This window comes from Snodgrassella sp. W8132, assembly GCF_016100865.1.
GTDB classification, from domain to species: Bacteria; Pseudomonadota; Gammaproteobacteria; order Burkholderiales; family Neisseriaceae; genus Snodgrassella; species Snodgrassella alvi.
This window is the reverse complement of sequence record NZ_JACFRQ010000001.1, coordinates 662565-683649: the sequence shown is the minus strand read 5'-3', so window position 1 is coordinate 683649 and position 21085 is coordinate 662565. Positions and strand designations below refer to the sequence as shown.

The 21085-nt window shown below is 41.7% G+C and carries 19 protein-coding genes; 11 read left to right on the top strand and 8 right to left on the bottom strand.

What is annotated here, in order from left to right; genetic code table 11:
* Nucleotides 1-89: 89 nt before the first annotated feature.
* Nucleotides 90-371 (top strand): YciI family protein, encoded by a 282-nt coding sequence (locus H3U82_RS03000; RefSeq protein ID WP_037395153.1) that lies wholly within the window; start codon nt 90-92, stop codon nt 369-371.
* 129 nt (nt 372-500) lie between these two features.
* Here H3U82_RS03000 and H3U82_RS02995 read toward each other — a convergent pair whose 3' ends face one another.
* The 4 genes from H3U82_RS02995 to H3U82_RS02980 all read right to left on the bottom strand — a co-directional run bounded on the left by H3U82_RS02995 (nt 501) and on the right by H3U82_RS02980 (nt 6143).
* A complete protein-coding gene (locus H3U82_RS02995; RefSeq protein WP_084564387.1) occupies nt 501-992 on the bottom strand; it encodes a prokaryotic membrane lipolipid attachment site family protein in 492 nt (163 codons plus the stop codon).
* Between the two features lie 173 nt (nt 993-1165).
* Nucleotides 1166-2098 (bottom strand): cysteine synthase A, encoded by a 933-nt coding sequence (gene cysK, locus H3U82_RS02990; protein ID WP_037395155.1) that lies wholly within the window; start codon nt 2096-2098, stop codon nt 1166-1168.
* Nucleotides 2099-2424: 326 nt separating this feature from the next.
* On the bottom strand, nt 2425-5010 hold the full coding sequence (acnB, locus tag H3U82_RS02985) for a bifunctional aconitate hydratase 2/2-methylisocitrate dehydratase (RefSeq protein WP_198209129.1): 2586 nt from the start codon (nt 5008-5010) through the stop codon (nt 2425-2427).
* 233 nt (nt 5011-5243) lie between these two features.
* On the bottom strand, nt 5244-6143 hold the full coding sequence (locus H3U82_RS02980) for a M48 family metallopeptidase (RefSeq protein ID WP_084551247.1): 900 nt from the start codon (nt 6141-6143) through the stop codon (nt 5244-5246).
* A 364-nt stretch (nt 6144-6507) separates the two neighbouring features.
* Between H3U82_RS02980 and trkA the strand changes: the two genes are divergently transcribed.
* The 4 genes from trkA (at nt 6508) to H3U82_RS02960 (ending at nt 11992) form a co-directional block, all read left to right on the top strand.
* Nucleotides 6508-7905, top strand: a complete 1398-nt coding sequence (gene trkA / locus H3U82_RS02975; RefSeq protein WP_198209128.1) for a Trk system potassium transporter TrkA — start codon at nt 6508-6510, stop codon at nt 7903-7905.
* A 12-nt stretch (nt 7906-7917) separates the two neighbouring features.
* Nucleotides 7918-9423, top strand: a complete 1506-nt coding sequence (locus H3U82_RS02970; RefSeq protein WP_025330868.1) for a TrkH family potassium uptake protein — start codon at nt 7918-7920, stop codon at nt 9421-9423.
* Between the two features lie 50 nt (nt 9424-9473).
* On the top strand, nt 9474-11342 hold the full coding sequence (locus H3U82_RS02965; protein ID WP_198209966.1) for a lytic transglycosylase domain-containing protein: 1869 nt from the start codon (nt 9474-9476) through the stop codon (nt 11340-11342).
* A gap of 107 nt (nt 11343-11449) precedes the next feature.
* Complete coding sequence (locus H3U82_RS02960; RefSeq protein WP_198209123.1) at nt 11450-11992, top strand: isochorismatase family protein; 543 nt, start codon at nt 11450-11452, stop codon at nt 11990-11992.
* Between the two features lie 136 nt (nt 11993-12128).
* Here the strand turns inward: H3U82_RS02960 and H3U82_RS02955 are convergent, their stop codons facing one another.
* Nucleotides 12129-12599: a universal stress protein gene (locus H3U82_RS02955; RefSeq protein ID WP_084551253.1), complete on the bottom strand. Its 471-nt coding sequence runs from the start codon at nt 12597-12599 to the stop codon at nt 12129-12131.
* 102 nt (nt 12600-12701) lie between these two features.
* Between H3U82_RS02955 and H3U82_RS02950 the strand changes: the two genes are divergently transcribed.
* From H3U82_RS02950 to H3U82_RS02925, 6 genes are all read left to right on the top strand, one after another.
* Complete coding sequence (locus H3U82_RS02950) at nt 12702-13475, top strand: ThiF family adenylyltransferase (protein ID WP_198209964.1); 774 nt, start codon at nt 12702-12704, stop codon at nt 13473-13475.
* Between the two features lie 8 nt (nt 13476-13483).
* Nucleotides 13484-14317, top strand: a complete 834-nt coding sequence (locus H3U82_RS02945) for a ScpA family protein (RefSeq protein WP_198209122.1) — start codon at nt 13484-13486, stop codon at nt 14315-14317.
* Nucleotides 14318-14375: 58 nt separating this feature from the next.
* Nucleotides 14376-14855, top strand: coding sequence for a PaaI family thioesterase (locus H3U82_RS02940; protein WP_084551259.1), 480 nt, complete (start codon nt 14376-14378; stop codon nt 14853-14855).
* The gene (locus H3U82_RS02935; protein ID WP_025330875.1) at nt 14852-15289 is read left to right on the top strand and encodes a PaaI family thioesterase; all 438 of its coding nucleotides are present in this window, start codon (nt 14852-14854) and stop codon (nt 15287-15289) included. The genes H3U82_RS02940 and H3U82_RS02935 overlap by 4 nt, the downstream gene beginning before the upstream one ends.
* 388 nt (nt 15290-15677) lie before the next feature.
* Entirely contained in the window at nt 15678-16916 is a 1239-nt protein-coding gene (gene pncB, locus H3U82_RS02930; protein ID WP_198209121.1) for a nicotinate phosphoribosyltransferase, read from the top strand.
* Between the two features lie 108 nt (nt 16917-17024).
* Nucleotides 17025-17435, top strand: a complete 411-nt coding sequence (locus H3U82_RS02925; RefSeq protein ID WP_198209120.1) for an RNA-binding S4 domain-containing protein — start codon at nt 17025-17027, stop codon at nt 17433-17435.
* Between the two features lie 77 nt (nt 17436-17512).
* Here H3U82_RS02925 and H3U82_RS02920 read toward each other — a convergent pair whose 3' ends face one another.
* The 3 genes from H3U82_RS02920 to odhB all read right to left on the bottom strand — a co-directional run bounded on the left by H3U82_RS02920 (nt 17513) and on the right by odhB (nt 21055).
* A complete protein-coding gene (locus H3U82_RS02920) occupies nt 17513-18073 on the bottom strand; it encodes a toll/interleukin-1 receptor domain-containing protein (protein WP_037395175.1) in 561 nt (186 codons plus the stop codon).
* Between the two features lie 200 nt (nt 18074-18273).
* On the bottom strand, nt 18274-19686 hold the full coding sequence (lpdA, locus tag H3U82_RS02915; protein ID WP_198209119.1) for a dihydrolipoyl dehydrogenase: 1413 nt from the start codon (nt 19684-19686) through the stop codon (nt 18274-18276).
* A 151-nt stretch (nt 19687-19837) separates the two neighbouring features.
* Nucleotides 19838-21055 carry a 2-oxoglutarate dehydrogenase complex dihydrolipoyllysine-residue succinyltransferase gene (gene odhB, locus H3U82_RS02910; protein WP_084551266.1) on the bottom strand — a complete coding sequence of 406 codons (1218 nt, stop codon included), beginning with the start codon at nt 21053-21055 and terminating at the stop codon, nt 19838-19840.
* Between the last annotated feature and the right edge of the window lie 30 nt (nt 21056-21085).

Below are 21085 nucleotides of genomic sequence, written 5' to 3'. Positions count from 1 at the left end.
AGTGATTCACTTGAATAAGCAAAATTTTCTGGCATTGAAAAATTCTGCTAAAGATTTACTTCAATAATTTAAAATACGAGGAGTACTTAATGATTATAGTAACTTTCAAATTCAAAAAACCGCTGGAAGAACTACTAGCTAAATTTGAAGAACATAATAAATTTTTAGATGAGTATTTTGCTAAAAATAAGTTTATAGCATCAGGTCCTTTAGACAATAAAACTGGTGCTATTATTATAGTAATGAGTGACTCAATTGAAGAAGTCAAAAACATTATGAAGTCAGATCCATTTTGTGTTTATGATCTTGTTGATTTAGAATTTACTTTATTTCAGGCTGCTAAAATCTCGCCTAACTTATTAAGTAATTAAGTTCATTTTTTCACAGCAGGCAGTCTTTTAAAGGCTGCTTTTTTTATGCTATCAAATAAAACTGTATCTATGAATAAAACAATACCCTGCTAAACTATTTTGGCAGGGTATTTAGCTATATAAAATGATTTATTGAAGTGGCTTCATATTCATTACTTCCATCAGGAAGTTGGTAAATGCCGGATTAGCCGGTTTGGAGCGCATTACCGGCCAGCGCTGCTGCCAGCCTGATAAAGCATTCTGAATATAAGCTTTTGATTGTGCTGTATCGATTGAACCTTGCTGACTTTCAACCACACTGCGTAAATAAATGGCATACATGTCATCATCTACCATGTTATGCCCTACCTGAGCAATGCGAAACTGATCCAGTAATTGTGCAGCCTGAACTTTGGTCATGCTTCCCTGTGAAACCTGAAAGCTCAGGCGGGTAGCTTCATCACGGATTCGTGCCACATCAGACCAATGACTGCTGGCTAAATGAAATTCGTTACTTCCAGTACCATCTACCACCTGTACTGGTTTAACTTCTTTATTATTCTTAGCCGTTAAAGGGTTTTTAACAGATGAACAACCACCCAAAAAGGCTGCAACGACACATAATGCTAATGTTTTTTTCATCATTTGTTTACTCAGTATATTGCTTGAAAATATTGCTTAAAACAAAATTAAAAGCCAGCTAGCTTAAGCGTGTGGCTGTACATATATCGTTTACAATTGTAACACAGCCATGACTGTAATAAAAAACCGAACCAGTTGTTTTCTGGTTCGGCATTATTCAGACAAATAAATTATCAGGCAAGATCTGCAAATAGTGGTGTAGAGAGATAACGCTCACCATAAGAAGGAATTAAAACTACAATCAGTTTATTTTTGTTTTCCGGTTTAGCTGCAAGCTGCAGGCCTGCCCATACAGCAGCACCGGAAGATATACCGACCAGAATACCTTCTTTAGATGCCATGGCACGTGCAGTATCAAAACAAACATCGTTCGGCACTTCAATAATACCATCATATATTTTGGTATTCAGAGTTTTGGGAATGAAACCTGCGCCAATACCCTGAATCGGGTGCGGCCCCTTGCAACCACCGGACAATACCGGAGAAGCTTCAGGTTCAACTGCATAAATTTCTACTTCAGGTTTCTTCTCTTTCAATACTTCCCCTACCCCGGTTATAGTACCTCCTGTACCGACACCGGCTACGAAAATATCGATTTTGCCATCGGTATCATGCCATATTTCCTGTGCAGTAGTTTCACGGTGAATCTCCGGATTAGCCGGATTTTCAAACTGTTGCGGCATAAAATATTTTTTCGGGTCTGAATCAACGAAAGCCTGTGCACGGGCAATGGCACCAGACATGCCTTCTGCTCCGGGCGTTAATACCAGCTCAGCGCCAAAAGCACGCAATAACATGCGCCGTTCTTTACTCATTGTTTCCGGCATGGTAATAATCAGTTTATATCCGCGTGCAGCGCAAACCATGGCCAGCCCAATACCGGTATTACCACTTGTCGGCTCTACAATTACTGTATCAGAATGAATTTTACCGGCCTTTTCTGCAGCATCAATCATACTGGCTGCTATTCTATCCTTAACACTATTGCCCGGATTAAAAAATTCCAGTTTGACTACAACTTTACCCGGTAAACCCGCACTTAGACGATTCAACTGTACTAGTGGTGTATTACCAATTAAATCGGTGATGCTAGAGGCGATATTCATTTATTATCCTTCGTCATGAGAAACTATCTTTGTTATCTTAGATGAAAATTGTGACCAGCCTAAATAATTTATATGCGGATAGATACAATTAATATTTATATAGGCGTACTAAATATATATGATGTAGGCTTAAAATATTAATATTATTGCTAAAATGCCATCAATTATTATAACAGTAATCTGAAAAATTATTTAATCTTAACATTTTGAAAACTACTCAAACAGAAAGTTTATTCAGGTTTGATATTGCCATAAAAAATTTAAGCCAATAAAAAGCTGCCGTTTCCGGCAGCCTTTTATAAAGCAATCAGTATATATGTTACATCTTAGGCATCTACTTTAGCCGCTACATCTACATATTCCTGAATTTCATTGAAGTTCATATAACGATAAATTTCAATACCTTTATCATTGATAATGGCGATATTTTCGCGATATTCATCAATATTCGGAATATGTCCCAGTTTTGAACAGATGGCTGCCAGTTCGGCTGAGCTTAGATATACCTTGGTATTTTTACCCAGTCGGTTCGGAAAATTACGGGTAGAGGTTGAAACGACAGTTGATCCCTCTCTTGCCTGTGCCTGATTACCCATACATAAAGAACAGCCCGGCATTTCCATACGCGCACCTACCCTACCCAGAATACCGTAATACCCTTCATCAGACAGTTCTTTGGCATCCATCTTGGTAGGAGGAGCTACCCACAGCCGGACTGGCAGATCAGATTTACCATCCAGTAATGCTGAGGCAGCACGATAATGACCAATATTTGTCATGCATGAACCGATAAATACTTCATCGATATGGGTACCGGCCACGTCAGACAAGGTTTTTACATCATCCGGATCATTCGGACAAGCCAGAATAGGCTCTTTAATCTCATCCATATTGATATCAATAATGGCAGCATATTCTGCATCAGCATCAGCTTCAAGTAATTTCGGTTCTGCCAGCCACTGCTCCATTTTTTCAATACGGCGTTTCAGTGTGCGTGCATCCTGATAACCATTGGCAATCATGTTTTTCAGCAATACGATATTGGATTTGAGATACTCCTCAATAGGTTCTTTGTGCAGTTTTACCGTACAGCCGGCAGCTGAACGCTCAGCAGAAGCATCTGTGAGCTCAAAGGCCTGCTCAACTTTTAAATCCGGTAAACCTTCGATTTCCAGAATTCGGCCAGAGAAAATATTCTTTTTACCTGCCTTGGCAACGGTAAGTAAACCCTCTTTGATAGCCTGTAAGGGAATGGCATTAACCAAATCACGCAAAGTAATACCTGGCTGCATTTTACCGGAGAAGCGTACCAGTACTGACTCCGGCATATCCAGCGGCATAACACCGGTTGCAGCAGCAAAAGCTACCAGACCGGAACCAGCGGGGAATGAAATACCCAACGGAAAGCGTGTATGTGAATCACCACCAGTACCTACCATATCGGGTAGCAGCATGCGGTTTAGCCAAGAATGAATAATGCCGTCGCCCGGACGTAGTGCCACACCACCGCGTGAAGACATGAATACCGGCAATTCTTTATGGGTTTTAACATCAACCGGTTTCGGATAAGCGGCGGTATGGCAGAAAGATTGCATCACCAAATCCGCACTAAATCCCAGACAGGCCAGATCTTTCAGCTCATCACGGGTCATAGGACCTGTAGTATCCTGTGAACCGACTGTGGTCATACGTGGTTCACAATAAGTACCCGGGCGAATACCCTGACCTTCCGGCAAACCACAAGCGCGGCCAACCATTTTTTGTGCCAGAGTAAAGCCGGCAGTGCTTGGCGCCGGAGACTGTGGCAAGCGGAAAACTTCTGAATGCCCCAGATTTAATGCATCTCTGGCTTTAGCAGTCAGACTACGGCCAATAATCAGATTAATACGGCCACCCGCCTGAACTTCATCCAGAATTACCTGTGATTTCAATTCAAATTCAGCAACTGTTTCGCCGTTTTTAATAATTTTGCCTTCATAAGGCAAAATATCAACTACATCGCCCATTTCCAATTCGGATACATCAACTTCTATAGGCAATGCACCTGAGTCTTCCTGTGTGTTGAAGAAAATCGGAGCAATTTTGCCACCAAGACATACGCCGCCGAAGCGTTTATTCGGTACATAAGGGATATTTTTACCGGTATGCCAGATTACGGAATTTGTTGCTGATTTACGTGACGAACCTGTACCAACTACATCACCTACATAGGCAACCAGATTACCTTTGGCTTTCAGCTCAGCCAGTTGTCTGATTGGTCCCACCTCACCCGGTTTATCGGGTTGAATACCTTCACGCGGATTTTTAAGCATAGCCAGTGCATGCAAAGGAATATCCGGACGGCTCCACGCATCAGGTGCAGGTGATAAATCATCGGTATTGGTTTCACCTACTACTTTAAATACTGTGACCGTGATTTTTTCCGGAACTTTTTCACGCGCAGTAAACCATTCTGCATTAGCCCATGATTCAATGACTTCCTTTGCATACTGATTACCAGCACGCATTTTTTCTTCTACATCGTGGAATGCATCAAACATCAGTAAGGTATGTTTTAAGGCATTTGCTGCAGTAGAAGCCAATTCTTCATTATCCAAAAACTCTATTAAAGGCTGGACGTTATATCCACCCAGCATGGTACCCAGCAATTCAACAGCGAAAGTCGGTGTAATTAACGGACTGGTAACAGTTTTCTCTGCAACTGCGCCCAGAAAGGATGCTTTTACTTTAGATGCATCATCTACACCCGGCGGTACACGATGCGACAGCAGCTCAACCAGAAATTTTTCTTCTCCTTTGGGAGGATTTTTCAGCAATTCAACCAACTCTTCTGTTTGCTTAGCTGTAAGCGGCAATGGCGGAATACCCAGTGCTTCGCGTTCAGCAGCGGCTGCGCGGTAGGCTTCTAACATCTTGAATGTCCTTAATGTAATGGTTTTTTAAATTTTTCTTGTAAATTTATTATGCATTCCCAATGCAATAATATGAATGATAACCGAAAACAGGGACGATTGAAACAATTTGTAGTCGAATGTAGTCAGGATAAGAAAATGTAAAGATTAAAATAAAAGCAGCCTCAGACAGGCTGCTGAAAATAATATAGGACAGAATTTAATCTGAAGAAATCAATCTTATTTATTTAAATTCAGGAACGACTTTTCTTTTTAGTGGTTCCTTTTCGCGCACCACTTCCCTGTGTGTTTTTACTTTGACTAATCCCGGTTTTTTGCATTGTCAGATTATTTTGTTTTGCCTGCTCATAAACAGGTAATACCTCTGGCAGCATTTTCTTTAGTGCATTAATACGGGCATCATTGCTCGGGTGAGTAGAAAGTAAGCTTGTACCACGGTTGTTACCCATAACTTTATTCATTTTTTCCCATACCGTAATGGCTGCATGCGGATCATATCCAGCCTGTGCCATTAGTTTCAGCCCGCCGGCATCTGCCAGACTTTCCTGATGACGTGAGAAAGGCAGGGTCAGCCCAAACTGATTTAAAACATCTTTATAAATGCCTACATTGTTGGCACTGGCACCTGTTTTTGACTGTAAGGCAGAACTACCTATTTCAAGAGCAACACTAGTCAGAATTTGCTGACCGGCAGCTTTTTTGCTGTGCTCCTGAAGAGCATGCGTCATTTCGTGACCAATAATTGCCGCAATTTCATCATCACTCAGATTCAGACGATTAACAATACCGGTATAAACCACCATTTTTCCACCCGGCATTGCAAAGGCATTTGGTATTTCACTATTAATTACATTAAGCTGCCAGTCAAATGGAACTCCTGTCTGATTAGCTTCATTAGCATAAGGTACTAATCGCTGAAATATTGTATGTACACGCTTCGCAACAGGAGTATTGGTTTCAATTTCACCTTTGGCTTTAGCCTCCCCCATCATCTGAGTATAACTTTTGGCAGCAGCGGCATTTAATGTCTGAGTATCATAACCCATTACTTCTGCAACCTGAGCGCAACCACTCAAAGCCATTAAAACAGATGCCAGAGTAATTAATTTCGGTTTAAGCCTGATTAAATTCATAATTTATCCAAGTATAAAAGTAAATTGAAAATTAACACTTTTAAATGTCTTACATTTAGCCAAAAATGTAATAATGGGTTTTATTGTATTGTATTACATTAATTTACATATAATTAATTTAGCTTAATAATACATTTAAGAATTCCATACTGCAATTTTCAACCGTCATCCGTGTTCGTCTAAATTATTATTAATACATAGATTCAATTATTTAAATATTATTCTTATCAGTTTTAAATCTATTTGGATTTTCTGCTATCTTTAATATTTAATTAACATAAGTGTCGTAGTTTTACACCAATATTTCCACCATTCAGCACAAAGGCTACAATAAAGAAGGTACCACTGAAGTGATGTAAATAACGTGAAAATCCTGATACTCGGTTGCGGGCAGGTTGGTTCAACTATTGCCAGTAATCTGGCCAGAATGACCAATAATGATGTCACTATTATTGATATCAATGAGAGTGCCTTGCAGCAAATTAACCAGCGCCTTGATGTACAAACTATTGTAGGCAATGGTGCCTGGCCTTCTGTATTGTCAGCAGCCGGTGCACAGGATGCAGACATGATATTAGCATTAACTCAAAACGATGAAACCAATATGGCAGCCTGCCGGATTGCCTATGCTCTATTCAATACACCTAACCGTATAGCCCGGGTTCGCTACAGCGATTTTGTTGAATTCGAAACCGGTAATAATAATTATAAAACCAGTCTGGACTTATTCAACATCACTGAAGCCATTAGTCCAGAGCAACTGGTAACAGAGCAGATTGTCAATTTATTACTACATTCCAGTGCGCTGCAAATTCTGCGATTTGCACACGATAAAATTCGTTTACTGGTAATTCGTGCTCAGAATGGCGGTATATTGGTCAATCAGCCCATCAGTAACCTGAAACAGCATCTGGAAGAAGGTGTAGATTGTCAGATTTGTGCTATCTACCGCAATAATCATCTGCTCGTTCCCACCGGAAGTACAGTCATACAGGAAGATGATGAGGTTTTTGTTCTTACACCCACAGCCTATCTAGAAAACATCATGCGTGAGCTGCGCCCGATTAACAAACGCACACGCAGGATAATGATTGCCGGTGGCGGAAATATTGGCTATCGCGTTGCCAAACAACTGGAAACTCAGCTGGATATCAAGATTATTGAACGGAAACAAAACCGTGCCGAATGGCTGGCGGAAAACCTGAACAATACTCTTGTGCTGGTAGGTAATGCATCTGACGAAAGTCTGCTGGAAAACGAATATATCGATGAAATAGATGTGTTCTGTGCGCTTACTAATGATGATGAAAATAATATCATGTCGGCAATGCTGGCTAAAAATCTCGGGGCAAAAAGAGTAATGGCGATTATTAATCGCTCCAGCTACGTTGATTTATTGCAGGGAAGTGCCATTGATATTGTGATATCTCCGCATTTAATTACGATTGGTTCTATTCTGACTCATGTACATCTGGGCGATATTATGGCAGTTTATCCGTTACGCCGCGGTTCTGCAGAAGCGATTGAAGTAGTGCTGCACGGTGATCGCCATACATCCAAGTTAATCGGTCGTACCATGACTCAACTGCGCTTGCCAGCCGGCTGTTATTTTGGCGCAGTCATTCGCAATGAAAAAATAATTATGTATCATCAAGATACAGTTCTTGCAGATGGAGACCATGTTATATTTTTTATCGCTCGGCGTAAGGCTGTTCAGGATCTGGAAAAAATGATTCAGGTCAAACTGGGCTTTTTTGCTTAAGGCTGCCAGACTATGAGCCATTTTACCAATCGCTTTGTTTTGCATCACAAGGAATCAGGTTTTCTAAATAAAATTGCGCCTACGGCACATATTGTGGCTAAAACCGGTTTTCTGTTTTCCTTGTTACTGCTTGCTCCGACGATTGTTTCTTTAATCTATATGGATCATGTGTTTCCAGCCTTTGCTTTTACTGCCGGCATTTGCATGAGTGTATGTGTAGTAGCATGGTTATTAACCATGCGCTATAACCGTGAATTGCGACCGCGTGATGGTTATACACTTGTATTTATGCTGTGGATTGGCTTTGCGCTGATCGCCTGTCTGCCCTTTTATATTTATTTACCCGGACTAGGCTTTACCAACGCCTATTTTGAAGCTATTTCAGGGCTGACTACTACCGGTGCTACCATTATTACCAGTCTGGATTCACTTGCGCCATCATTGAATTTCTGGCGACACATGCTTAACTGGCTGGGTGGCATGGGTATTATTGTACTGGCTGTTGCGGTGATGCCAATGCTAGGAGTAGGAGGTACACAGCTATTTAAAGCAGAAATACCCGGTGTAAATAAAGACAGTAAGATGGCACCGCGTATTTCTGAAACGGCTAAACGTTTATGGGGTGTCTATGTTTTATTTACTATAGTCGCTTTACTGGCGTTGCGTCTGGCCGGAATGAGTTGGTTTGATGCTGTCTGTCATGCCATGTCCGCTTTTTCACTGGGCGGATTTTCTACCCACGACAACAGTATTTCCTATTTTCATTCCGTTCCGATTGAAATAATTCTTAGTATTGCTACCTTATTAGGCGCAATCAATTTCAGTAATCATTTTAATGCATTACAGAAAGGCTCATTACGTTATTACTGGCGTGATGAAGAGGTAAGAGTTTTATTATGTGTACTCTTATTCAGCATTGTCGGTATCAGCCTGTATCTGTGGTGGCATAGCTTTTATTCTTTTTCAGAAGCATTTCGCTACACCAGTTTCAATCTGATTTCAATCGGGCTGGCAAACGGTTACTCAAATACCGATTTTGCTAAATGGCCTTTAATTGCTTCATTATGGATGTTTTTTCTGTCCAATATACTGTCTAATGGCGGTTCAGCCGGTGGTGGTATTAAAACGGTACGAGCTATTGTATTATTTAAATTCAGTCTGAGAGAAATGCTGCTGATGCTGCATCCAAATGCTGTCAGTATGGTTAAAATAAACGGCAGCAACATTCCTGACCGGCGTGCACTGACAGTAATGGCATTTGTATTTGTATATGTGCTGACTATTATTTTATTCAGCTTTGCACTGATGATCAGCGGACTGGATTTTCTGTCTGCACTTACCGCTGCCATAAGTTGTATTACTAATGCCGGCCCCGGACTGGGTGCTGTAGGACCGGCCAATAATTTTGCTTTTCTTTCAGACATTCAAAAGTGGTTATGTATTATGATTATGCTACTTGGCCGTCTGGAAATTTTTACTGTTTTTATACTCTTTACGCCAGCTTACTGGAAAAAATAAATTACATTATGAGAAAAAGTGAAGGAAAAAAATTGATAAAACATTTAATGATGCTGAAATCAAAATTATTAGTTCAACGGCATCGTCTGATTTCTGGTACTGTGCTTTTAATAACAGCATGCAGCAACCAGCATGAAGTAGCTGTCCAGCCAATCAATACTAATACAGGTAATGCGGTTCTGCCAGGGACTCAGGCCAGCGAAACACCGGATAGAATTATTAGCAGCTACCAGCAATATCAGAATGCCCTTAAGGCAGTTAAAGACGGAGATGATGTTTTACCAGCTCAATTCCTGGCCCGTCAGCCGGACAGTGCAATGAGTAACAGTATTCGTAATAACTGGTTACAGCAATTGGGGAAACGGGGGAACTGGGCTGTTTTTCGTCAACAATATGCTTTACTGGATAAAAATGCGCGAGATATGGAAACCCGTTGCTATGCGGTACAAAGTGGTATAGAAAGTGATTCCAGCCTGATCGCCAGTCTGAGCCAGGAAACGGGTAATCTGCCGACAGGATGTAATCGCCTGCTTGTACAAGCTGCTGCCAGCCAGCAAATTAATGCACAAAATGGCTGGCGGCGCGTACGTTATCTGCTTGCACTAAATCAAATTACTAATGCACGTAATCTGGCTCAGGCTTTGGGCAGTCCTTTACCTGATCCGTTGAATGCCAGCGCTGGAAACAGTCAGGGCGCACAGGAAGCTTTGTTATATCAGGTAACCAGCAAAGAAAACCGCAGTAAAGACAGTGCTGCAAACACATTAATGCAAATATCAGCCAGTCTGACTAAAGAACAAATCGGTTTTGGCTGGGGGCAATTGGGATTGGCGCAGGCTTATAGTTTGAATTCTATAAATGCACTGACATATTTCGACCGTGCCGATCCGGCACAGATGAATAATGAAATGTGGGAATGGTATGCCCGTTCTGCGCTGCGGTTACAACGCTGGCAGAAACTGAATAATATTATCCGCAGCATGCCGGAAGCTTTGCAGCAACAGGTTACATGGCAGTACTGGCTGGCACGCAGCTACCGTGCATTAGGGCAAAATAATCAGGCACGGGAAATATTCGAACAAACTGCCAAACGCGGACACAACTTTTATTCTCTGCTTGCAAAAGAAGCACTCGGGGGCAAAGCAAGTGTTCAAAACACTGTTGCTAAAAGTAGCCAGCAAATTCAAGGCAAAATAGCAACTGATGGCAATATTGACCGCTCCCTGACTTTATTTAAAACTGCACAGGCTGAAAACAACTGGACAATGCGACGTCAGGCTCAGCAGGAATGGCGCTATGCGACACGTAACTTCAATGATGACACCTTAATTGCTGCCGCAACATTAGCCGAAAACAATGGTTTTTATGAAATGAGTATCTATAGTGCAGACCGGGCTGATAACCAGCTTAATTATGAATTGCGCTATCCGGCACCATTTAAAGAACTGACTGTTCCGTTTGCTCAGCAAGTCGGCATAGATCCTGCCTGGGTGTATGGCTTAATCCGGCAGGAAAGCCGTTTTATGATAGGTGCACGATCCAGTGTTGGCGCGACCGGACTGATGCAGGTCATGCCAGCTACAGCCCGTGATATAGCCAAACGTCTGGGCATGGACAGCAGTGAGCTGTATACCATGAGCGGAAACATTCGCATGGGTACATGGTATATGAGTAGCGTACGTAAACAATTTGCCGATGAAGTACTGGCTACAGCCGGCTACAATGCCGGCCCCGGACGTGCTCGTCGCTGGCAGGCCAATACGCCTCTTGAAGGAGCAATTTATGCGGAAACGATACCTTTCGATGAAACGCGAACTTATGTTAAAAATGTAATGGCCAATACAACTTATTACGCCAATCTGTTTGGTGAACCCAGAACCACCCTTACAGAACGCATGGGTACCGTCCCCGCCCGCTAGTACAGCCAGTGAGCATCATTGCTCTGATTAACCTGTGTTTACCTTAAGCTACATATAAATACTGCATAATTTACATGCAGATTATTTAACCTTTCTGAAAGCACATTATGTTGTTAGACAGTAAACGTTCCGCAGTATTAATGATTGATTTACAAACACGCCTGTTGCCTGCTTTAAACAACACTGAAGAATTGCTGGCCAATAATATCTGGCTGGCCGGTCTGGCGCATGATATGGCGATTCCTACCCTAATCAGTGAGCATTGTGTTGATAAAATCGGTGCAACTCGTGAAGAAATCATCACTGCTGCACCACAAGCAAGAATCGTTCAGAAACAAAGTTTTTCTGTATATGCTGCCGGTGTGCTGAATGAAGACAGCCTGCAACAGGCTAACCAAATCATCATATCCGGCATTGAAGCTCATATCTGTGTGCTGCAAACAGCCTTGGATCTGCGCGCACATGGCTATGAGGTTTTTGTGGTTGCTGATGCTGTCAGCTCTCGCAAACCGGAAGACGTTAAATTAGGTCTGGCACGAATGCAGGCGGCTGGTTGTGAAATTGTCAGCCGTGAGATGATTGCATTTGAATGGCTGGATAGTGCCAACAACCCGCTATTCAGAGACATTCATAAAAAATATATTCGCTAAATTGCCAGAATACTTTTAAGTTATTGTGCGGTTAATGCAATTCAGATAAATAGCTAAAAAGCTGAACCCGATTTGATACGGATTCAGCTTTATTTTTCATCTGTGACTTTATACTTAATTCATAAAATCAAACTATTTAACTTTCACTTTTGGATTCACTGCGAATAATCAGTAACGGCAGATTAGTTTCACGCATGACAGTTTCGGCAAAACTACCCATTAATAAATGCATCAGGCCACTGCGTCCGTGAGTACCGAGAATAATCAGATCACTGCCATGTCCGTCAGCGTAATCAACCAGCATCTGAGCCATTTCTCTTGCCCCTTTATTGGCAATCAGCAAATGCCGGTGAACTTTATTTTCCGGTAAAGCTGCTTTTGCTTTTTCGATTGCTGCATCCAGTACAGTATTGCCTTCTGACAACGCAGCAGCTTCATAACTTTCATGTTGCAGAAATTCAGGAGCCAAAGCCATATATTCAGTCGGATTGGCAACATTCACGACAGTTAATTCTGCATCCTCCCCCTTAGCCAGACCAATAGCATGATCTAAAGCATTTTCTGAAGTATGGCTGCCATCTACCGCTACCAGTAAATGTCTATACATGAAACCCTCCTATCTTTTTAGCAATTCGAATCACTTGGCAGATACAGTATAATACCACTACCTGCCTAAAACAGCTTTACGGATTTAATTCACGTGTCGCAAATACTCACTTTTTCTGCAAATTATCAACGTCGCTTCGGCGGCATTGCCAGATTGTACGGTGAAGATTGTCTTCAGCGTTTTGCCTCGGCTCATGTGTGTATAGTCGGAGTGGGCGGCGTCGGCTCATGGGCAGTAGAAGCTCTGGCACGAAGTGGTGTTGGTTATCTAACCCTGATTGATCTGGATAATGTAGCCGAATCAAATATCAATCGCCAGCTTCCGGCCTTAATCAGCCTGATTGGCAAGCCCAAAGTCGAAGCTCTGGCCGAACGTATTGCTGATATTAATCCAGATTGTCAGGTTAACTGCATTGAAGATTTTGTGGAAGCAGATAATATCGAACATATATTCAGCCAGCCGTTCGATTTCGTAATAGATGCTATTGATCAGGTACGCGTAAAAGCGGCCATGGCTGCATTTTTTACTTCCCGAAACCAGCCTTTTATTGTTTCCGGTGGAGCAGGCGGACAAAAAAATGCCGGTTTGATTCAATGCGCTGATTTAAGCAGAGTAACCCATGACCGCATGCTGGCAAATATGCGTTATACATTGCGTAAATACTATGGTTTTAGCCGTCAGCCGGCAGATAAAATGCACATCCCCTGTATTTATTCCAGCGAAACTATAACTCCGCCTCAGTCCGGTATCTGCCTAACAGAACAAACTACTCCGCAAGGTCTTTCCTGCGCCGGTTATGGTGCCTCTATGGTAGTAACAGCCAGCTTCGGTTTGCGCTGTGCTCAGGCTTGTCTGGAATATCTGTGCAAACACTGAACCATAACATGAGTAAAGAAAGTATAGCGGATAAAACTGTTGCTATGCTTTTCGGGCAGCCTGTTACTGAAATTCCACAGGATCTGTTTATTCCCCCGGATGCACTTCAAGTGGTATTACAAAGCTTTGAAGGTCCGCTGGATTTATTACTGTATCTGATTCGTAAGCAAAATATTGATGTACTGGATATTCCTATGCTTACTGTTACTGAGCAGTATCTATCCTATATTCATCAGATGCAACAGCATGAGCTGGATTTAACCGCTGAATATTTGCTAATGGCTGCGGTGCTGATTGAAATTAAAACCCGTTTACTCCTCCCTGCTCCGCCCGCCAGTGAAGAAGAAGTAGCCGATCCGCGTGCTGAATTGGTTCGCCGTCTGCTTGCCTATGAGCAAATGAAGCTGGCTGCAGCCGGTCTGGATGCTTTACCCCGTGCCGGACGTGATTTCGGCTGGGCATGGTTACCAGTTGAACTGGTAGCCGTAACGCAACCACCGCATGTACAAGTAGCTGATTTATCCCGGGCATGGCTGGCGATACTTGCCCGCTCTCAGCACAATCGGAGCCATAATGTGGTCAAAGAAACATTATCAGTACGGGCTCAGATGACCGTTGTCCTGCGCTTCCTGCAAACCCGGCAGCACTGTTATTTCACAGAACTCTTTAAGCATAACGACAGTATGGCATTGGTTGTCACCACCTTCATAGCATTACTGGAACTGGCCAAAGAAGGGCTTGTATTTATTACCCAGCATAGTACCGGAGATCCGATCTCTATCCAGACTGCCGGTATCGAATCCGGCAACAATCAAGAATTGATTAATAAACCAGCATTCTAGTGACAATAACTGTAAAAAACCCTAATATAACAGTTAATATTCCAATCAGGATAATCTTATGCCTGCTAACCCTGTATTATTTCAAACTCTGTTTAATCATTACTTAAATATTCCGCATTGCCGCTGGTTAAAAATCTACGGTGACAGTAGTTCTGATGAACCTGTTATTTCGGTAGACTGGCGCGACGAATTGCTGGAAAGTCCGAAAACCGGCAATATTCATGGCGGCATTATTACTACTCTGGTAGATATGGCTTCCGCCTGTACATTAGCAGCATTGTTTCAACAGTTTGAAACGACTGCTACACTGGATATGCGCATAGATTATCTGATGCAGCCAGTGCCTGATCAGCCTATACATGTACGTGCACACTGTTACCGGCAGGAAGGTTCAATTGCCTTTATCCGCAGCCACTGCTTTCAAAATGATGAAACCCGGCCATTTGCACTGGGAATGTCTACTTTTATTCATAACCCGTTAACCCAAGCAGAACAGCAAGCATTACAGGCGTATCTGCAACAGGAGCAGGCAAAATGAACCCAACAATTTTTCAACTGGATGAACAGCTGACTATTCAAGCTCATCAGTGCATACCGTACTGTGCAGCAATCAATCTGCAAATTGGTACGGATAGCCTTAATAAACGTCTGTACAGCTTGCCTTTTGCCAGACAAAATATTGGTAACATTTTCCTGCCTGCACTGCATGGGGGGCTGATTGGCGGCTTTTTACAGAGTTGTATCAGCTTATATCTGATGGAGCAGCAAAACCTGCAAGAATCTGCCCAGATTATTGACTACTCAACGGATTATTTATTAAGCGGTAAACCTGTAGACAGTTATGCACAATGTGAAATTATGCATGCCGGAAAGCGCATTTCACATGTTACTGCAACTATGTGGCAGGCTCAGTCAGATAAACCCATTGCTTTTGCACGGGCACATCTGCAAATGCCGGCAATTGCTAACTGATAAAAAGCTTTTCAAAAGTAAACAGTATTAAATCTCGGCTGAACATGAAATTAAGCTCAATCCCAGTTTAAGTAAATCCAAAGCAGATCAGAAACAATACTGATAGTAAATTATATTCAAGCAACGCAACTGTAATAATAAATCATGTTACAGTTATTCAGATGAACTGCTCAGCAACCGAGTAACGATTACAGCTATACAGATAAAATCCTTTTCTTAAATGAAAACAGGAGCTGAAAGGTTTGATTTGAACAGATGAAGGGTTGTTAATGAACGAGCTCAAATTTTGAAATGCAGATAAAAATTCTGTAACAATTCTGAAACAGAATTCAGTACATATATTTCCGCATAGTACATATTAATTACTTTTATGAATTGCTCCAGCAATATGACCATAGATACCAACCGTCCGCCCATTATTCAGTCTTTACTGGATACAGATTTATATAAATTCACTATGCTTCAGGTAGTATTGCATCAATTCCCTCAGGCAACCGGTGTCTATGAGTTTCGTTGTCGTAACAATCATGAAACAGCCTACCCGCTTGGTGAAATTTTAGAAGAACTTGACTGGGAGCTTGACCGTCTGTGCCAGATGAAATTTACTGAAGATGAATTGCAATATTTGCGCAGCCTGCGCTTTATTAAAAGTGATTTCGTCGACTATATGGAGCTCTTTCAACTAAAAAGGCGTTTTATCAAAACTTCTGTAGATGATAATCAATACCTGAATATCCGCATTGAAGGACCGATTATTCAGGCGATGTTTTTCGAAATATTTGTGCTGTCTATTGTTAACGAATTGTACTTTCATCGGCTGGAATCTCCGGAAATACTGGCAGAGGGAGAGCGTCGTCTGCAAGCAAAGGCCGAACTGATTCATCACTATGCTAATGAACAGCATCATTACAACTCTCCTTTTGTTGTTTCCGATTTTGGCACCCGGAGGCGTTATCGTTATTCATGGCAAAAACATGTGATTAAAACCCTTCATGAGGCGGCTCCTGGCGTTTTCAGAGGAACCAGCAACGTACATATCGCCAAACAACTCAATCTGATTCCGATTGGCACTATGGCTCATGAATTTTTGCAGGCTTTTCAGGCTTTAGATGTCCGGTTACGTGATTTTCAGAAAGCGGCACTGGAGGCCTGGGTACATGAGTATCGTGGTGATTTGGGTATTGCCTTAACAGATGTAGTCGGCATGGATGCATTTTTGTGTGATTTTGATCTGTATTTTGCCAAATTATTTGACGGACTGCGCCATGATAGCGGTGATCCGTATATCTGGGGTGAAAAAGCTTATGCCCATTATCAGAAACTCAAAATAGATACCCGTACCAAAATGCTAACTTTCAGCGACAGTCTGGATTTACAACGCGCATGGGACTTATATATTCATTTTAACAGCCGTTTTAAAACCAGCTTTGGTATCGGCACTAATTTTACCAATGATATGGGTTTAACCCCGTTGAATATCGTATTAAAACTTGTTGAATGTAATGGCCAGTCTGTGGCCAAAATATCGGATTCGCCAGGTAAAACCATGACAGACAACAGCACTTTTCTGGCTTATTTACGTCAGGTTTTCAATATAACCGACAAAATTTCTGTTAAACCGGATTAAACTGATACATTTTGCGCAAAATCTGCTTTAAATAAGCTAAATTATTTAATTCAACAATTATCAGCAACTAAAATAAATAAAGATTACAAGCAGGAATATATAAATTATATGAATAAAAGCAACAATATCAGCACAGTAGTAATGCGTCTGGATAAATGGCTCTGGGCTGCAAGATTCTTTAAAACCCGCGCACTGGCACAAAAGCATATTGAACTGGGACGGGTACAGGTCAACGGCGCCAAAGTCAAAAACAGTAAGAATATTCAGATTGGCGATACCATTGATTTAACTCTCAATTCTCTTCCTTACAAAATTCAGGTAAAACGATTAAATCATATGCGCCGCCCGGCTCCTGAAGCCCGTTTACTTTATAGCGAAGACAACAACAGCATCGCTAAGCGTGAAGAGATTAAGGCTTTAAATCAGGCAAGTCAGATAACTGCTGCATATCCGGACGGCAGACCCACCAAACGTGATCGCAGAGCACTTGATAAAATAAAAAAACACTGGCAGGAATAAATCCTTAACCTTAATAGGTAATAATATTCAGATTCTAAAATACATTAAAATTTATAACGATTAAATATAATTATATTTTAATCATTTAGCATATAATTATTCGGACTGAGATGACTATTTTTAACAAAATTATTTTTCTTTAAGGCTTTAGATACCATTTCTTTATTTAGCGGTACATGCAACACAGGAACTTGCGATTTCAATTGTTTGAATAAGGGTAATTTATTTATAAAATAATGTACCTTAAAACTCATGTCTTTTTTCCCCTCTACCATCATAAGTTTTTTATCCTGTATGTCTGCATACAGCACAATAACCGGTAATTTCAGATATCCTATACCATACTCCAATTCTTCTTTTACCCCTCTGGACTGAAAAGTATTTTCACTCAAAAACAAAATTATATTATCAGCTTTGTCCAGACGCTCTTTAATACGTGGTTTTAACACACTGTCCCAGTCGCTACCGTCACGGACATCATATTTTTTATGATGAATATCATTAAAAGGAAAAAGTTCATCCTTAAATTTCCATGTTCTTAACTGATTATAATAATAATAGTCCTTCTGAGCTAAAGCACCCGCAGATAGCTCATTGAACGGTTCTTCAACATGAAAAATACTGTAATTATGCGCCATATTTCTTCCCTGATTTAGTTTTTTCTAATGAATAAAATAGCAATATTACAGATATTACAATAAAACAAAACAAAAACCCACAAAAATAATTATATAATACAAATAGATAGTACAAATAGATAAATCAAGCAATGCAAAATAATCCACTAAAAAACCCGTATCCTCATGGATACGGGCTGTTTTTGAATATTATTTAAAACTTATTTAACTGAAGATGCTGCTTCATGGGTCACTTCAGATAAAGTAGGATGAGCGTGAACAATTCGGGTAATATCTTCGCTGGAAGCTTTGAAATCCATTGCCATAACGGCTTCGGCAATCAGTTCTGATGCAACAGGTCCAATAATATGCACACCCAGTACACGATCAGTATCTGCATCAGCCAGAATTTTCACAAACCCCTTAGCCTGACCCATACCCAGGGCGCGGCCGTTGGCAGCAAAGCTGGACTGACCCTTTTTGTATTTTACACCGGCAGCTTTTAGCTGTTCTTCGGTCTGACCAACCCATGCAATTTCCGGATGAGTATACATGGCTGCAGGAATAGTGTTCATATCTACAAAAGGTTTCTGACCGGCAATTCGTTCAGCCACAGCAACGCCTTCAGCGGAAGCTTTATGCGCCAGCATCGGACCACGAACCACGTCACCAATTGCCCAGATATTTGGCAAACTGGTGCGGCATTCATCATCAACGATAATAAAGCCACGTTCATCTTTTTGCAGACCAACAGCTTCAGCATTCAGACCGTTAGTATTGGGAACACGGCCGATAGCAATAACCAGTTTATCAAAAGTTTCAGTTTTTTCTTCGCCAGCAATTGTATATTTAACAGTGACATTGTTTTCACCTTTAACAATTTCATTAACTGTTACACCAAGGTGAATATTAAGACCTTGTTCTTTAGTGAAGATTTTGAAGGCTTCCTTCGCTACCTGCTGATCTGCTGCAGCAAGGAATGTCGGCATTGCTTCCAGAATAGTCACCTCTGAACCGAGACGATTCCAAACAGAACCCATTTCAAGCCCGATGACACCGGAACCAATCATGCCCAGTTTAGCCGGCACCGCTTCCAGATTCAGCGCACCTTCATTATCCAGTACATTAACATTGTCAATTTCAGTTAAAGGCAGCGGACGAGGTAAAGATCCTGTCGCCACAATTACATGTTTGGCAGTTATCTGTTGCTTGTTACCATTGGTGTCAACTTCAATCTGCCATAAACCATCAGCCTGCCCTTGCAGAGAACCCCGGCCAAAAATACTTTCTACTTTATCTTTTTTAAACAGAAAACCGATACCATTAGTCAGTTTACTTACAATGGCATCTTTACGTTCAATCATTTTTTTGGCATCAAAGCCTTTAACCTGAACATCAATACCATGTTCGGCAAATTCAGTTTGCGCTGCATGGTAATTTTCGCTGGTTTGTAATAAAGCTTTAGAAGGGATACAGCCAACATTCAGACAGGTACCGCCCAATGCCGGTGCATCACCCTTTTTATTCAATCCGGCATCAATACAAGCAGTTTTAAAACCCAGCTCAGCTGCACGAATAGCAGCAACATAGCCGCCAGGACCTGCACCAATTACCACAACGTCAAATTGAGACATTAAAATTCCTTTCAATCATGAATATTTCTGACTGATAAAATAAACCGTAATGCGGCACAAACGCCATTTGATAATGTGTGGCGGCCATCATTACGGTTGTTATTATTGCCTGCCAGATAAAAATACTAACTATAGCAGCCAGTTTATTTGCTTACAGTTCAAGCAACAGACGAGCAGGATCTTCCAGAGCATCCTTAATCGCTACCAGAGTCAGTACGGCTTCACGTCCATCAATCAAACGGTGGTCGTAAGAAAGAGCCAGATACATCATCGGACGTACAACAACCTGACCATTTTCTACTACAGCACGTTCTTTAGTCGCATGCATGCCTAAAATAGCAGACTGAGGAGGATTAATAATCGGTGTAGACATCATAGAGCCGAAAGTCCCGCCATTGGTAATACTGAAGGTACCACCAGTCAGGTCTTCCAGTGCCAGCTTGCCGTCTTTCGCTTTAACTGCATAATCATGAATAGCCTGTTCGATATCGGCAATGCTCATCTGATCTGCATCACGCAAAATCGGTACTACCAGACCGCGCGGGCTGCCAATCGCGATACCAATATCAAAATAACCATGATATACAACATCAGTACCATCAATAGAAGCATTGACAACCGGATATTTTTTCAATGCGGCAACAGCTGCTTTAACAAAGAAAGACATAAAGCCCAGTTTAACGCCATACTCTTTCTGGAACTGTTCTTTATAACGGTTACGTAAATCCATAACCGGCTTCATGTTCACTTCATTAAATGTTGTCAGAATAGCATTTTCGTGCTGTGACTGTAATAAACGCTCAGCAACACGAGAACGCAGACGTGACATAGGTACACGCTGTTCCACCCGTTCACCGGCTGTAGAAGGTGCAGAGGCTTTACCGGTTGCCATAACCGGAGCAGTAGCCAGAGCTGAAGCAGCAGCGGCAACATCCTCTTTAAGTACACGTCCGTCACGGCCTGAACCCTGAATATTAGCAGTATTCACACCTTTTTCTGCAGCCAGTTTGGCAGCAGCAGGCATTGCAACACCAGCCTGAGACTGATTAGCCGGAGCGGCAGTCTGAGTTGCAGCAGCTGCCGGAGCAGTTTCAGCAGCGGCTGCTTCTGGAGCAGCGGCTTCAGCAGTAGCTGAAGTATCGATTTTTGCCAGTAACTGACCGGCAGTTACGGTAGCACCATCTGCTTCAATGATTTCAACCAGTTTACCTGCCTGCTGAGCCGGTAATTCCAGTACAACTTTATCTGTTTCCAGATCAATCAGGTTTTCGTCACGCTGTACGAAATCACCCACTTTTTTATTCCAGGTCATCAGGGTAGCTTCGGTCACACTTTCCGGAAGCATAGGAACGGTTACATCAATAATCATGGATTACTCCTAAAAAAAGGGTATCGGCCA

What these genes read in the sequence shown, in the direction of transcription:
- H3U82_RS03000 (WP_037395153.1), top strand. Translation starts at nt 90, where the DNA reads ATGATTATAGTAACTTTCAAATTCAAAAAACCGCTGGAAGAACTACTA.
- H3U82_RS02995 (WP_084564387.1), bottom strand. Translation starts at nt 992, where the DNA reads ATGAAAAAAACATTAGCATTATGTGTCGTTGCAGCCTTTTTGGGTGGT.
- cysK (WP_037395155.1), bottom strand. Translation starts at nt 2,098, where the DNA reads ATGAATATCGCCTCTAGCATCACCGATTTAATTGGTAATACACCACTA.
- acnB (WP_198209129.1), bottom strand. Translation starts at nt 5,010, where the DNA reads ATGTTAGAAGCCTACCGCGCAGCCGCTGCTGAACGCGAAGCACTGGGT.
- H3U82_RS02980 (WP_084551247.1), bottom strand. Translation starts at nt 6,143, where the DNA reads ATGAATTTAATCAGGCTTAAACCGAAATTAATTACTCTGGCATCTGTT.
- H3U82_RS02970 (WP_025330868.1), top strand. Translation starts at nt 7,918, where the DNA reads ATGAGCCATTTTACCAATCGCTTTGTTTTGCATCACAAGGAATCAGGT.
- H3U82_RS02965 (WP_198209966.1), top strand. Translation starts at nt 9,474, where the DNA reads ATGCTGAAATCAAAATTATTAGTTCAACGGCATCGTCTGATTTCTGGT.
- H3U82_RS02960 (WP_198209123.1), top strand. Translation starts at nt 11,450, where the DNA reads ATGTTGTTAGACAGTAAACGTTCCGCAGTATTAATGATTGATTTACAA.
- H3U82_RS02955 (WP_084551253.1), bottom strand. Translation starts at nt 12,599, where the DNA reads ATGTATAGACATTTACTGGTAGCGGTAGATGGCAGCCATACTTCAGAA.
- H3U82_RS02945 (WP_198209122.1), top strand. Translation starts at nt 13,484, where the DNA reads ATGAGTAAAGAAAGTATAGCGGATAAAACTGTTGCTATGCTTTTCGGG.
- H3U82_RS02940 (WP_084551259.1), top strand. Translation starts at nt 14,376, where the DNA reads ATGCCTGCTAACCCTGTATTATTTCAAACTCTGTTTAATCATTACTTA.
- H3U82_RS02935 (WP_025330875.1), top strand. Translation starts at nt 14,852, where the DNA reads ATGAACCCAACAATTTTTCAACTGGATGAACAGCTGACTATTCAAGCT.
- pncB (WP_198209121.1), top strand. Translation starts at nt 15,678, where the DNA reads ATGACCATAGATACCAACCGTCCGCCCATTATTCAGTCTTTACTGGAT.
- H3U82_RS02925 (WP_198209120.1), top strand. Translation starts at nt 17,025, where the DNA reads ATGAATAAAAGCAACAATATCAGCACAGTAGTAATGCGTCTGGATAAA.
- H3U82_RS02920 (WP_037395175.1), bottom strand. Translation starts at nt 18,073, where the DNA reads ATGGCGCATAATTACAGTATTTTTCATGTTGAAGAACCGTTCAATGAG.
- lpdA (WP_198209119.1), bottom strand. Translation starts at nt 19,686, where the DNA reads ATGTCTCAATTTGACGTTGTGGTAATTGGTGCAGGTCCTGGCGGCTAT.
- odhB (WP_084551266.1), bottom strand. Translation starts at nt 21,055, where the DNA reads ATGATTATTGATGTAACCGTTCCTATGCTTCCGGAAAGTGTGACCGAA.